The 13,503-nt window shown below is 64.8% G+C and carries 8 protein-coding genes and 4 pseudogenes; 1 reads left to right on the top strand and 11 read right to left on the bottom strand.

The window, feature by feature from the left end; translation table 11 throughout:
• Window positions 1-166 precede the first annotated feature (166 nt).
• Window positions 167-868, top strand: a pseudogene (locus BA011_RS35035) (IS6 family transposase).
• Here BA011_RS35035 and BA011_RS44870 read toward each other — a convergent pair.
• The 11 genes and pseudogenes from BA011_RS44870 to BA011_RS45605 all read right to left on the bottom strand — a co-directional run bounded on the left by BA011_RS44870 (window position 781) and on the right by BA011_RS45605 (window position 13,198).
• Window positions 781-984, bottom strand: coding sequence for a hypothetical protein (locus BA011_RS44870; RefSeq protein WP_210191786.1), 204 nt, complete (start codon window positions 982-984; stop codon window positions 781-783). The pseudogene BA011_RS35035 and the gene BA011_RS44870 sit on opposite strands and share 88 nt — an antisense overlap.
• A 737-nt stretch (window positions 985-1,721) precedes the next feature.
• Entirely contained in the window at window positions 1,722-2,774 is a 1,053-nt protein-coding gene (gene fni / locus BA011_RS35040; protein ID WP_065284455.1) for a type 2 isopentenyl-diphosphate Delta-isomerase, read from the bottom strand.
• 83 nt (window positions 2,775-2,857) lie between these two features.
• Window positions 2,858-3,761: pseudogene (locus BA011_RS43205) on the bottom strand (terpene synthase family protein).
• The gene (locus BA011_RS35045) at window positions 3,758-5,317 is read right to left on the bottom strand and encodes a hypothetical protein (protein WP_064245234.1); all 1,560 of its coding nucleotides are present in this window, start codon (window positions 5,315-5,317) and stop codon (window positions 3,758-3,760) included. Before BA011_RS35045 ends, BA011_RS43205 begins: the two are co-directional and overlap by 4 nt.
• Before the next feature lie 252 nt (window positions 5,318-5,569).
• Complete coding sequence (locus tag BA011_RS35050; protein ID WP_072641627.1) at window positions 5,570-6,478, bottom strand: polyprenyl synthetase family protein; 909 nt, start codon at window positions 6,476-6,478, stop codon at window positions 5,570-5,572.
• Window positions 6,479-6,582: 104 nt separating this feature from the next.
• On the bottom strand, window positions 6,583-7,926 hold the full coding sequence (locus BA011_RS35055) for a cytochrome P450 (protein ID WP_065284240.1): 1,344 nt from the start codon (window positions 7,924-7,926) through the stop codon (window positions 6,583-6,585).
• Window positions 7,926-8,768, bottom strand: a complete 843-nt coding sequence (locus BA011_RS45595) for an SDR family oxidoreductase (RefSeq protein ID WP_064245237.1) — start codon at window positions 8,766-8,768, stop codon at window positions 7,926-7,928. The genes BA011_RS35055 and BA011_RS45595 overlap by 1 nt, the downstream gene beginning before the upstream one ends.
• Before the next feature lie 168 nt (window positions 8,769-8,936).
• A pseudogene (locus BA011_RS46395) lies at window positions 8,937-9,062 on the bottom strand (ferredoxin); the annotation flags it as partial.
• 9 nt (window positions 9,063-9,071) lie between these two features.
• Window positions 9,072-10,355, bottom strand: a pseudogene (locus BA011_RS45600) (cytochrome P450); the annotation flags it as partial.
• Window positions 10,356-10,448: 93 nt separating this feature from the next.
• Window positions 10,449-11,651: a cytochrome P450 gene (locus BA011_RS35070; protein WP_065284241.1), complete on the bottom strand. Its 1,203-nt coding sequence runs from the start codon at window positions 11,649-11,651 to the stop codon at window positions 10,449-10,451.
• Between the two features lie 179 nt (window positions 11,652-11,830).
• Window positions 11,831-13,198 carry an AAA family ATPase gene (locus BA011_RS45605; RefSeq protein ID WP_237352843.1) on the bottom strand — a complete coding sequence of 456 codons (1,368 nt, stop codon included), beginning with the start codon at window positions 13,196-13,198 and terminating at the stop codon, window positions 11,831-11,833.
• Window positions 13,199-13,503 lie beyond the last annotated feature (305 nt).

Consider the following 13,503-nt stretch of genomic DNA (forward strand, 5'->3'; position numbering starts at 1 on the left):
AGATGCGCGTTTTTTTGAAGATAGCGGCTATGAGCTTCTTCAATCTTTGGCACCATCTTCCCGCGCGAAGGTAACCGGCGTTGTTGCGTGGATCACCCGTCGACGGTATTGTCACGTTAACTGGGCTGCGGTTGCCTGCCTGACGGGTTGGGCGTAGATTTCGGCGATGCAGACACGAGATATCAGCTTCAAGCGTCACCGTTTTCCGCCACGGATCGTTTCTCACGCGGTCTGGCTTTATTTGCGGTTCAACCTTAGTCTGCGTGACGTTGAGGAAATGCTGCTCGAGCGTGGAATCGACGTGTCATACGAGACAGTCCGCCGCTGGATCGCCAAGTTCGGACTCCAGATCGCACGCAACTTGCGGCGGCGGCAGGCGCGCCCCAGCGATATTTGGTATCTGGACGAAGTCGTTGTGAAATGCGCTGGAGAGAAATTCTGGCTCTGGCGTGCGGTCGATCAACATGGCACCGCTCTCGAAGAGATATTGCAGAAGCGGCGTGATAAAAGGGCAGCGAAGCGCGTGCTGGTGGCGTTAATGAAGCGCTATGGCTTTGCTCCCAAACGGATCATCACCGATAAGCTCCGCTCCTACGGTGCAGCAAAGGCGGAAGTGGCACCCGGCCTTGACCATTGGTCGCACAAGGGCCTCGATAATCGGGCCGAGAACAGCCATCTGCCGTTTCGAAAACGGGAACGAACCATGCAAGGCCACTGATCACCAGGCACGTTGCAACGGTTCGTCTCCATGCACTCAGCGACCCGCAATTGCTTTTCAGTTCAGTTCAGTTCCGTCGCCGCGCAAACAATTCGCCGCCATCGGCTCGAAGCTTTCGATGCATGGAAAATTGCGGCCTGTGTCGCCTGAATATCCACGAGCCGCTGACCTTTCCAGCCAGAGAAACTTAACGTGACAACACCACTCTTCCGGCAATGTCCCGGGCAGATCGCCGCATCCGGGCCGATATTGGCGCTCGGCGCCATGCCGACGCCGCCGACAAGGGCCGGCGCTCTGGTCGTTCCTTCACGAGTTCGAAGCAATGCGGTTATCCCGCACCGCGGATGCGGCGGCCGTTCCGCTGCCTCGCAATAGCTCTCAAGATTCGTGCCAAGCCGGCCGATTTTGCTGACGAACAATTATTCGATCGGCCAGTCGGGCGGTTAGCTTCGTTTTAGCGGCACCGAATCTCGTGACCGGAAGAAAGAAAGCCGCGAGTCGCCCAAATCTCTGCCACCCTCAATCCGTATCCACCACAGCGGGCTCAGTTGTCGCGTCAAGCGAGATGAAGCGGACGCTGAAGATTGGGCAATGGGATGTAACGATGCCGCGCGACTTGAAACAACAAGCAATCACCGCTTGTCGCCTCACGAACGATCCGGCGCGAATCTCGAACGACAAGCTATGCCGCGTCGCATTTCGTCGGCGAACACTCTTAATCGCATGAATGTTTGTCCTCGTTTTGCCAACTATCGGTAGAGGCCCGCGCTCCTGATGTCATCGACCACAACAAGGTGCACCAGCGCTTAATTGACCATCAGCCGGATCGGGCGCTGTGGATGCTGGAACTAAATCCTCCAACCGCTTCACCGTGAACAGCTGCTACCTGCGTACATCGGTCCCGCGCATCGAACCGCCTCTCCAGGGTGAGCCTGTGTTCTATCTTTGGGTAGGAGTTTCAGCATCGCTAAGCGCCCGCCACCCCGTGCGGGCGACGCCGGGATCAACCGGCGGGCAGATGCGCCGAGGTCAACAAGCGCGCGTGACGCAGCGCCGCCAGATCAGCCGAGCCGGTGCAGAAGCAGGCGACCGCCAACTGGCGGATGACGATCTCGAAATGTGCGACAACCGCCTCGGTGGACACGGTCGCCGCGCCCAGCACGCCGGCCGCCTGCCCGGCGATGTCCGCGCCCAGACGGATGGCCTTGGCCACATCCACGCCATCGCGGATCCCGCCCGACGCGATCAGCTTCACCGTTGGCAGCGCCCGACGTACCGCCTGCACGCTGGCCGGGGTCGGGATCCCCCAATCGGAGAACGCCATCGCAACTGCACGGTCGGCGGTATCGCGGGCGCGCTCGCCCTCCACCGCGGCCCAACTGGTGCCGCCGGCGCCGGCCACATCAATCACCGCCACGCCCGCCTCGACGAGCGCACAGGCCACCGAGGCGGATAGGCCCGACCCCACTTCCTTGGCCACGATCGGCACGCCCACGCAGCGTGCAGCGCGAGCGATCTGCGCCAGGACGCCGCGCCAGTCGCGGTCGCCCTCCGGCTGTACCATTTCCTGCAGAGGATTGAGATGGACGATGAGTGCATCGGCCTCCAGCGCATCCACCGCCCGGCGCGCCAGATCCAGACCGTCTGCCTCGCGCAGTTGCGCGGCGCCGATATTGGCCAGCAAGGGAATATCTGGGGCCAGGCGGCGCACCGCGCGCGTCAGCCCCTGGGAGTTACGCGATGATTGCAGGCTCACGCGCTGCGAACCGACGCACATGGCGATCCCCAAGGCTTGCGCTGCCTCGCTCAGATGCCGGTTGATGGCCTCGGCGCGTGGCATGCCGCCGGTCATGGAACTGATCAGCAGCGGCGCGCGCATGGTCTTGCCCAGCAGCGAGGCGCGCAGGTCGATCTGCGTCAGGTCCAACTCGGGCAATGCGCAGTGTTCGAAATGGATGTACTCCCAGCCGCCGGCGACCGTGGCCGGCGCCGTTCGCTGGGCCAGCACAATGTCCAGCTGGTCGTCCTTGCGCCGGCTCAGGGCGGTGTCGCTCATGATCGCCCCTTCCCTCGCATCGGGCGACGGCGTTGCGTCGGATGGGACCGACGGGCAGCACGTGCACGCGGCCTCCCGCGCGTTCAGGCCGGCGCACGCTGGCCTCCCTTCTGCAGCGTCGCTGTGGTAGCGGCTTGTCGAGGTCTGGTAGTACTGCGCGCGGATGGCCGCCATAGCCTCGATCAACCGTTCCCACGGCGCGGGAAAGCGTTCTTCCGCCATCACCCGATACAGCATGCGCGTATGGCCGGCCAGTTCGTCGTTGAGGAACTCCACCACAGGCATAGCCGGATAGCGCTGCAGCAGCAGGATCGCCGCGTTGTCGGGCTCGCCGGCCGACCTGTCCTTGTCGCGTCCATGCAGATCGTTCTGCAGCCGCCCTATCTCGCAAATGAGCCGCAGGACCTGGCGAAACGCCGGACGCGCGCGCAAGGTCGCCATGTCCAGCCCCCACAGCAACGACAGGCAACTGAATACGTTCGCGTAGGCGATCGAATCGATGCCGTTGTGCAGATACTCGGCGTAGGACCAGCGTTCTACCCCTGCGGCCTGCGCGTGTCCGGCGCACAGCGCCGCGCAGTAGGACCGGGTATCGTCGAGAAGCTGGTCATAGTCGCGACGATCGTAGGCGAGCGCGGCCAGTGAAGCGCGCAGCACAGCGCAGCCCTCGAATCCGGGGAGCGCGCAGGGCACGCCCTGCCCCAGCGCCTGCTCCACCGCGGCGAGCTGCTCCGGCGCGATTAGACCAAGGTCGTTGCAATCGTCGAGCCAGAACAGCAGCGCCAGTTCGCGATAGAACGCCACGATCAGCGTTTCGTCCTGCGGATCGCGGCCGGTGCGGGCACTGGCATCGCGCAGGCTCGGGTGGATGCGCTGCAGAATGTACTCGCCGCCCCTGACGGCTTCCACGGCATGCTCGTCGGCGAACCCGGTGAGGGAACGCCCCCACTCCAGCACCTGCTGCAGCGCGCGTTCGGTCTGGATCATGGCTCCACTCCTTCTCCGCCGGCCAGTACGCGCTGCCCCCAACGAAGCGCCATCCACAAACCGGCGAGTTCGGCCACGCGCACCACTCGGGTGGGGCAATACAGTTCCTTGCCGATCCACAGCGGCGTCTGCGGCAATGCATGCGCCGCATAGCGTGCAAGCATCCACTTCAGCGCACGCGCCACCGCCTGCGCGATGCGCCGGCGCCCTGTTGGCTCTTCGCTCCCGTCCATCGCGTGCAACGCGAACACCGCATAGGCGGTTTCCTCGAATGTGGACGCGCGCCCGGCGCCCCAGCCGCCGTCGTCGCGCTGCGCCTGCAGCAGCGCCGCCAGCGCGCGCTCGTCGCGCCAATGAGGCTTGCCTTGCGCCAGCGCCGCGACTGCATGCGCGGTGGGATATAGCCACGAAACGTGCCATTTGTCGTTGTCCCATAGACCGTGCGGGTTGCGATTGGCCTCGACGTAGGCGCTGGTGCCGACGGCGGGCTTCCCCAACAGTCGCAACGCATGCAGCGCATGGATGTTGGTCGACACCGAGGCATTGCGTTCGCCGGGGAAGGTGACGAACAGCTCGCCGATCTCGAAATGGCGCAACGCATCGACCGCCGGGTCGCGGCCTGCAAGGCACAGGACGCACAACGCAACGGCGGTGTCGTCCGCATCGGCCGCGAAGTGCAAGGCCGGGCCCAGACCGCGCACGCCCAGGCGGGCGTCGAGTTGCGCGACGATCACGCACACCGCCTCGGCGAGCGCGGGATGCGCGAACAGCCCGGCCAGATGCAGGGTGTACAGCGACCAGCATGGCTCGAACACATTGATCGGCCAGACGTTGGGAACGACACCTTCGATGCCGCTGCGCGTCGCCCGCGATGCGGCCTGCAGATAGGCGTCGGCGCGTCCAACCTTCGGCGTGCTCCCCTGTGTTAAGGCGTGCGCACGCCACGCGGCGGTGGCCGCCGGACTGATGCCGATGCTATCGCCCTCATCCGGGCATGCGGTGGTCGGCGACGATCCCCAGGCTTCCCAAGAGTGAAGCAACGGATGGCCGCTCGGCAACATCGCCGCCGCCCCCAGCTTGACCAGGCACGCTTGTCGCAACGGCAACAGCGCCTGGTGGCGCGGAAACGCCACGCCGCCCAGCAAGGATGCGGCCTCGCCGCACAACTGCGGCAGGATCAGCTCCGCGCCAATCGGCGCGTCTTCCGGCACCGCACGCGCGTATGGATCGGGCTGGCGCTCGAGGAACCTTGTTGCAGTCTGGATTGCTTCGGCAGCGCCGGGGAGAGGATCGGAATGCTGCAACGCCAGCAACGCCAGCAACGCCGCCCACGTGGGCGCATGGCGGAACAGCGGGAAGTCCGCGTTTCCCCATCCGCCATCGGCCTGTTGCTGCTCGATGAGCCACGCATATGCGTCCTGCCGACCGGTGACGTTGCCGCGGAACTGCAGAGCGCGCGCCGTGTCGTAGACGGACGGACCTACCCTGCCGCCGTCGTTCATCTCGCTCAGCAGGTGGCACAATTCGGAAAGGATCTTTTCGGACAGCGCGTTCACGCGGAATGTTCCTTCTTCAGACGGTTGACCAGAACCAGGATCGGGCAGACGCCACCGCGGGCCCGTCGCGCGGCGACGCGTCCCCATGCTGGCGCCGGTCCGCCGCATAGGCTTGCTTGTAGCGCGGGGCGTGCGCCACCGCCGTGCTGGGCAACCGCTGCGATCGGCGCCGCGGATTCGGACACTGTGCGGCACACCGTCGCCGCCGGCCGATCGCAGCGGCACAGGGGAACTCCATACGGACGGGCACGCTCATGCGCATGGCGCCTGCTTGAACAGATACGCCTTGGCCCGCTGCAGCATCTGTGCCAACCGTTCCCCACGCGGCCCCAGTGGGGCTATGGCCTCCCCGGCGTCGCTCAACAGATCCAGCGCGAACTGGTGTGCTGCCTCAAGCCCCATGATCGACGCGCAGGTCGGCTTCTGCGCCGCCGCGTCCTTACCGGGGGTCTTGCCCAGCGTCGCGGTATCCGCTGTCGCGTCAAGAATGTCGTCGATCACCTGCAACGCCAGACCTAAACAGGCGCTGTAACGATCGAGCGCACAGTACAGCGCGGCGTGCGCGGCATCCTCCGCGATGGCGCATAGCGCGCCCATGCGAACGGACGCACGCACTAGCGCTCCGGTCTTCATCCGGTGCATCGCCACGATCCTGTCCAGCTCGACGTGCTTTCCGACCAGCGACAGATCCATGGCCTGCCCGCCTGCGGCACCCTCGGCGGACACCGCCTGCGCCAGTTCGCGCACGAGCGCGATACGGTTGTCGCCCGGCGCATCCAGGCTCGCCAGGGTCAGGAAGGCGTGCGCCTGCAGCGCATCGCCGACCAGGATCGCAGTGGCTTCGCCGAACTTGACGTGCACGGTCGGGAGGCCGCGGCGAAGCACGTCGTCGTCCATCGCGGGCAGGTCGTCGTGGACCAGGGTACAGGCGTGCATCATCTCAATGGCGGCGCCGACTTCGTCGAGCATGTGTACTGGCGTGTCGGCCAGTGCGCCGGCAGCCATACAGAGCAAGGCGCGGGTGCGCTTCCCGCCTTGTAAGGTGGCGTAGCGCATTGCCGCCATCAGTTCAGTCTCACCGTCGTCTTCGGCGCGGAGAAGACGCGCCAGCGCCTGTTCGACCCGCTTTGCGTCGTCGTGTAGTGTGGAACCGGCCTGCATGTTGTTCATGTCCTTTTACCTCACAGAAGACGGCTACGGCGAGCGCCAAACCGCCGCAGTGCTGGCGGCGTCGCGGCCTCGCCACACCGGCATGCGATGCCAGCTCATGAGAATCCGATGCGGATTGTCATGGACGGATGGGCGGTCGGGTAATAGCGCCGGCCTTTTTCGACGTCGTTCAGCAACCGCGGCCGCACCCCGGCCTTGTGCATGGTCAGCGCCAAGGCGATGCAGAACTGCACCAGTTCCAGCCATACCAGGTGGTAGCCGATGCAGACGTGTGGGCCGGTACCGAACTGCAGCATGTCCACCGACCGGATCGGCTCCGCGCGTTGCAGCCACCGCGCCAGGCGGAACTGATCAGGCGCCTCGTACAGCAGCGCCGAGGTCGAGAAATGCAGCAGCGGGATGCACAGATCGGTACCCGCGGGAATGCGCCGTTGGCCGAGTTGCAAGTCCTGCAGCGCGCGACGCGGCAGGAGCGTGACCGCCGGATGCACGCGCAACGTCTCGCGGAACAGCGCCTCGGCGACCGGACACTGCGCCAGGTCCGCGTGCCGGGTCGGCACCGCGCCCACGCGTTGCGCCTCTTCGACCAGGGCGTCCCACAGCACAGGCTGCCGCGCCAACTCGATCACCATCCAGGCCATCGTTGAGGCGGTGGTCTCATGACCGCCAAGCAGCAGCAAGCGGATATTGGCGACCAGGACGTCATCGGAGAGCGCATCGTCGCTGCGATCGAAGGCGCTCACCATGTCGCTGATCAACCCGGTGCGTGCGGCATAAGCGCGCGCGTCGCGGACGAACTGGCGCAACTGCGCGTCAATCCAGTCGCGGGCGGCGCGGCCGCGCCGCAAGGGCAGTCCGGGCAGGTCGATCGGAGGCGCGACGATCAACTGCAACAGTTGCCGGTACTTGCGATGCCATCCCGGCAGGTCCTGCACGGGGATTCCTATAAGGCTGAAGATGAGCTTGAGCATCAGGTCACCGGTTTCGCGCAGGATGGTTACCCCCCCGAGGTCGCGCCAAGCCTGCACCTGCGCCTGGATGACGGGCGCGAACAGGTCGCCGATGCCGGCCTGGGTCAGCCCCTTGGGCAGGAACGCTGCCTTGATCGCATCGCGCGCCTGCCGGTGCGCGATGCCGTCCTGCGCGACCAACGTTCCCCCAAACAATTCGGGCGCGATCTCCTCGATCAGCTTCGAGGACACGTCCTTGTGTCGGAGCAATGCGAACGCATCTGGATCCACGCAGGTCATCATGTGTCCGGCAGGGCCGAAATCCAGCCAGAAGTGGCTCCCCAGCGTCCGTTCCGCGCGCCGGAGCAGGCGCGGCAGGTCGTAGACCATGGCGGGAAGATGACCGACCAGGGGGAAAGCGCCAGGCAGGACCGGGATGTCGTGCCGCAGCCGGTGCCGACGGTTCAGCGGGTTGAGCAGCATGTCCATCAGCGCGGCTCCGGGGCAGCTTTGCCGGTGTCGCCGGCAGGCCCCACGGCGCGGCTGTTGCCACCGTCGGCGTACGTCGGCACATGCGCCAGCATGCCGCCGTCGATGCACACGACCTGGCCGGTGATGAACGCAGCATCGTCGGAGAGCAGGAACGCCACCAGCGCGGCCACGTCCTCGGGGCGGCCGACGTGCGGCAGGAGCTGGTGCCGGCGCAGATGCCGTTGCATGCACTCGTCCAGCTTGGCGAGGAGACGCTCGGTCATGATGAGACCCGGCGCAACTGCGTTGCAGCGGATCTGCGCATGGCCGTACTGGGTGGCGAGTGAGGCCGACAGCATGTTCATCGCGGCCTTCGACGCGGCGTAGGACGTCAGCGCGGTGTCTCCGCTGAGCCCCTGGCACGACGACATGTTGACGATCGCGCCACCGCCGCGGGCGATCATCCGTGGGATGGCCTGCCGGCAGCAGAGCAGTGTGCCGCGCAGATTGGTCGCCATCGTCTGATCCCAGACCGCCACGTCCAGGTCGAGGATCGCGCGGTCGCGCGGGGTCAAATGCATGGCACTCGCGTTGTTCACCAGCAGGTCGACCCCACCGAAGTGCCGCTCCGCCGTCTCGAACAGCGCTGCGACCGCCGGGGCATCGGCGATGTCCATGGCCAGCGCCAGGGCGTGCCCCGCTTCGGCGGCGATCTGCGCGGTGCAGGCGCTGGCCGCCGAGCCATCAATGTCGGCCACCACCAATCTGCCGCCCTCGCGCGCGATGGCGAGGGCGCATGCCTTTCCAATGCCGGCGCCGGCGCCGGTCACCACAGCCACCTTGCCTTCAAACCGTCCCATTGTGTCCTCCTGGTTGCGTTGTTCTTTCGAGGCATGCCGCTTGGCCTTCGCCGGGAAAGGCGCATGGTCGGCGCGGGCGCGCTCATCATCGCCAGTGTTGCTGTCGATGACCCGAATCGCTTCGACCGGGCACTGGCTGGCGGCGAGCCGCACGGCGGTGTGCAGCGCCTGCGGGACCGTCGCCACGAGCGTTTCGGCCACGCCGTCCGTTTCGCGCTGGCGAAAGGTGCCCGGCAGCGTCAGCACGCACTGCCCGGTGGTTCCGCACAGATCCGGGTCGACCACGACGCGCATCTCAGCCTCGCCCTGCGCATGCAGCCGCACCGGCAGCGCGCGGAACGTCCTAAGGAACGCGGAGGGCTCCCGGGTCGGCTGCTCGGCCAATGCCAGTGTGGGGAAGCGCGCCTGGATCCGCGGCAGGCTTTCGGCCAACTGCACCCGGGCCAGTTGCGCACCGAGGCAGAAGTGGATGCCGTGGCCGAAGCTCAGCATGATCTTCCCGTCGGTCGATATGCCAGGGCTGGTGCCGTAGAACCGCGCGGGATCGAAGCGGTCGGGATCGGGAAAGGCGTCCGGGTCGCGATTGCCGGCCGCGATCAGCACGCGCACGTCCGCGTTCTTCGGGATCACCACGCCGCCCAGTTCAATGTCGCGCTGGGCGATACGCGGAATGGAGCTGAACATGGCGGGCGCGTCGCAGCGCAGGACTTCTTCGACGAATGCCTTAACCCCCGCCGCGTCTCCCTGCAGCCAGTGTCGCTGTTCGGGATACGCCAGCATCGCCAGGACCGCATGGTCAATGGTCGCCGCAGTGGTGGTGAAGCCACCCAGCAGCATGCCCCACAGCATGCCGATCAACTCCGCATCCGACAGCGTGTCGGCATCGTCGTCGTGTGCGCCTACCAGCATCGACACGATGTCGTGGCGGGGATCGGTGCGCTTGCGCTGTACGAGGTCGCCGAAGTAGGCCTGCACCCTGGCGCTGGCCGCGTCCGCCGCCGCGAGTTGGGGATCGCTGGCGTGCGGGCTCAGGCCTTCCAGAATGGCGCCGATGCCGGCGGTGAGCCCGAACATGTCGTCTTGTGGCATGCCGAACAGTTCGGCGAAGACCAGCATGGGCAAGGCCAGCGCGAATTCCCGATGCAGGTCCACCGTCTCCCCGCGCTCCAGCGCGGGCGCCATGCCGTCCAGGCGCGCTGCGACGATGCGCGCGATGCTCGGCCGCAGGTTGTCGATCTGGCGCATGGTGAAATCGCGCGAGATCAGCCGGCGCAAACGCGTATGGGTCGGTGGGTCCTTCATCGCCAGCGTGGAGGCCAGCAGATTGAGCGACAGACTGGTCGCCGCACGCGGGAAATAGCGCGCCAGTTCGCCCGGCGCCGGTCCCCGAAACGCATCGCCCGTGGCCTTGAACGCCCAGTAGATGTCGGCGTGGCGGCTCAACAGATAGAGTCCCGACGCCGCGCGATGCACCGGATCGTGCTCACGCAACCACCGCATGAACGGATACGGGTCGTGGATGCACGCTGGTGACGCCAGTTCGGCGAAGGCGTCCCGGTATGCTGCCGTGGTTTCTTGCACGTCCATCTGGGTTACCTCTTGGCTGGCTGATCTGACTGGCGCGCGCCGGGTGCGCCGGCAAATTGCGGAAAGATCGCGATTCCCGGTGGTGTCCGCGCATCACCAGAGCACCGGCAACTCCTCGAACCCGCCAGTGATGATCTCCTTGCGCAACTTCAGTTCTTCGGGCGCCACGGCCAGGCGTAGCGCGGGAAAGCGCTGAAAGATCGAACCGAACACCACCTTGAGTTCCAGCCTGGCAAGCGCCTCGCCAATGCAGTAGTGCGGCCCGTAGGAGAACGCCAGGTGCGGCTTTTCGGCGCGTCCGATGTCGAAGATTTCCGGGTCGTCGAAATGGCGTGGATCGAACGACGTCGCCGGCAGGCCGACCAGCACCTTGCTCTCCGCGGGAATATGCACGCCCGCGATGGTCACGTCGGTCCTCGGATAGCGCATGATGCCGTCCCAGCCCGCGCCCGGCGGGTACATGCGCAGGATTTCCTCTACCGCCTTGTCCACGAGGGATGGATCGCCGACCAGGCGTTCGCGCTGTTGCGGATGGCGGAACATGGCCAGCAGGCCGAATTCAATCTGTGCGACGGTGCTCTCGTGCCCCGCCACCAGCATGCCCGCTGCCAGGCCGATCGCCTCTTCCTCGGTCGCCTTGCCCTGGTCGACCGCCGCGAGCAGATCCGTCAGCAGGTTGTCGCCCGGATCCTGGCGCTTTTCCCGCATCTTGCCGCGAATGTAGGCGCGCAATTCTTCCCAGGCCAGACGCGACGCGCTACGCGGGCCGCTTTCATGCTGGTGCGTCATAACCTCGTCGGACAGCTCGGCGAAAAAGGCGTGATCCTCGTAGGGCACGCCCATCAGCGCGCTGATGACCTTGGCCGGAAGCGGAAAGGAGAGGTGGTGTCGCAAGTCGGCGGGCTGGGGCTGGGCCGCCAGCGTCTCGAACAACTGCGCGGCGATCGCCTCGATCTCCTGCGCGAGCAGCTTCACCCTGCCGCTGCTGAAGGCCGGTGTCACGATCGTGCGTAACCGGGCATGCTCGCTGCCCTCGTGCGAGACCAGCCACCCCGGCGAACCGAGAATTACCGAATCGGGGGTGAACGCTGCCGGGGGCATTCCCGCGGGCCGGAACGCCGCGTCGGACAGTACCGCCTTGGCCTCGTCGTAGCCTGTCACCCACCAGCCTTCGTGCCCGGACGGGAAGCGCACGCGGTGGATCGGACCGCGGGCGCATAGCGCCAACATCTCCGGCGAGGGCTCGATGTGATCGACGCGCCACATCGGTAGCGTCGGCAAGGATTGTTCGGACATGACGGCACTTCACTCTCTATGTGATGAAAGGGCGGAAGGTGACCGGCAGGCGCTGCCGGCAGCCAATGACTTAAGGCGGCATGTAGAAGACGTCCTACGCGGCGATTGTCGGCGCCAGATACTCCACCGCACGAACAGCGGGGAAGTACCGGCATGACGCGCTGGACGTCTTGCAAGCGTCAGCAGGAACCGCAATCGTCTTCATCGTCTTGCTCTACGATGTGTCTTCTTACGATTTCCTCATCCCTCTTGAGGAGGTTGAGCACTGCTTCAGCGTCGGCGAAGACCTCCTCCACATCCTCGCGTGAGATAACGAGGCTGCCGCCTCGCGCAACGCTTCGCTGAACGAGACGGCGCACCATCTCCTTGACATAAGCCGCGCTTCCGCCGTTGGAACGGGCGACGGCCTCGGCCAAAGCTTCGCCCTGGAAGTTCAGCGCATGACCGTATTGCTTGATCAGCCGCTCGCGGCAATCGTCATCAGGGAGAGGAATCTCAAGAGGCACATCTACACGGCCCGAACGCGAGGCGAGTGCCCCCTCGAGGGAGTTCAGCCGATTCGTGGTCAGGAGGATGAGGATGTCAGCGTCTGTACCGAGACCGTCCATCTCGTTCAACAAGCGGTTCAGGCGGGTTTCTGCCTTTTGGCTCGAAATATCTTCGCGCGAACGGGCAACCAGATCCACATCCTCAATCACCATGATGCATGGCTGCAGGACGCGAGCCAACGCGAAGTATTCCTCCATATTCAGCATCTGCTCAGCCGTGACCAGAATTGTGCTGTGCTCGGGCAGGTTGGCAGCAATATAGTGGACGACATGGGTCTTGCCGGTGCCAGGATGTCCGTGGAGCAGAATACCCTTGCGTCCCGATTGGCCGAGGCGCTTCAACTCGTCCCGGTATTTAACAAAATCGAAGATGTGCGTATCGAGCTGGGTCATAGTCGCCTTGGAAAGCACGACGTCGTTCCGGCTTACCGCAGGAAGCTTGTGCACCCTCATTGTTTCGTGAGTGCTCCCGAAGTCATTGACCTCGAAAGAGACAGCCTTGTTGCGATAATATCGGGAGCTCTTGCCCTGCGCCTGGATTGTGCGCAGAAAACCCTCGGCGAAGTCACGCCCCACCTCATTAGGCAGATGAGCTATTTCGACCTGGACCTTTGGACCATGCCGGGTAGTAAACTTCGACAACATGACTGCTGCAGGCATGTCGCCGTCGATCGTTATCAGCCAGAGACCGTTGTTAATCGAAGCGTATGGCTCATCTTCGCCAATGTCGATGTCCTGGTGCTGCACGGGCGCCAGCCGCACGACGCGTTTTCCCTCGGAAGTGGTCAGGTCTGACAGCTTCATCGGAAAAATCTCGTACTCTTGATGTAAGCCCGAGAGCTGAGGGGACCAAGGTGCGACTAGGTCCTCGATTATGGTTTGAAGATCTGGCAGGAGATGTGCTGTAAACTGCCGGCGCGAGTTCACGAGAATTGTCAGATCATTGGTCTTGAAATGGCGACTAAGTTTCTGCCACACAAAGCGATCGGATTCAGTCAAGACGATGTTCCTTTGAAAGTTGAGTTGAGTGGAAGGCCTGGGTCTCTAAAAGCAGCATCCGCATCAGGTTTCTCTCCAAACGTTATTCTGCAGATATCGGTCTTCGCGGCCGCGAGCTCGCCATAAGGCGGCGGCCCGAACACTTCATCGAGTGCCGGGTGACATCGAACCTGTCGGCGCCGGGACCGATGGCCTTTTCGTCCCGGTTCGCCGGATGGAACGGCGTCACCGCGGTAGGCGTGCACCCGTCGCTCTCCACGTCCGGGGTGCCATAACGGAAAGGCCAGATTGGCCACTGTGCTGCC

The sequence above is a fragment of the Rhizobium leguminosarum genome (assembly GCF_001679785.1).
GTDB lineage: Bacteria > Pseudomonadota > Alphaproteobacteria > Rhizobiales > Rhizobiaceae > Rhizobium > Rhizobium leguminosarum_R.

Excerpts from the sequence above, each read along its gene's own strand:
- BA011_RS35070 (WP_065284241.1), bottom strand. The coding sequence starts at position 11,651 with ATGTCCGAACAATCCTTGCCGACGCTACCGATGTGGCGCGTCGATCAC.
- BA011_RS35055 (WP_065284240.1), bottom strand. The coding sequence starts at position 7,926 with ATGGACATGCTGCTCAACCCGCTGAACCGTCGGCACCGGCTGCGGCAC.
- BA011_RS44870 (WP_210191786.1), bottom strand. The coding sequence starts at position 984 with ATGGCGCCGAGCGCCAATATCGGCCCGGATGCGGCGATCTGCCCGGGA.
- BA011_RS35050 (WP_072641627.1), bottom strand. The coding sequence starts at position 6,478 with ATGCAGGCCGGTTCCACACTACACGACGACGCAAAGCGGGTCGAACAG.
- BA011_RS45595 (WP_064245237.1), bottom strand. The coding sequence starts at position 8,768 with ATGGGACGGTTTGAAGGCAAGGTGGCTGTGGTGACCGGCGCCGGCGCC.
- fni (WP_065284455.1), bottom strand. The coding sequence starts at position 2,774 with ATGAGCGACACCGCCCTGAGCCGGCGCAAGGACGACCAGCTGGACATT.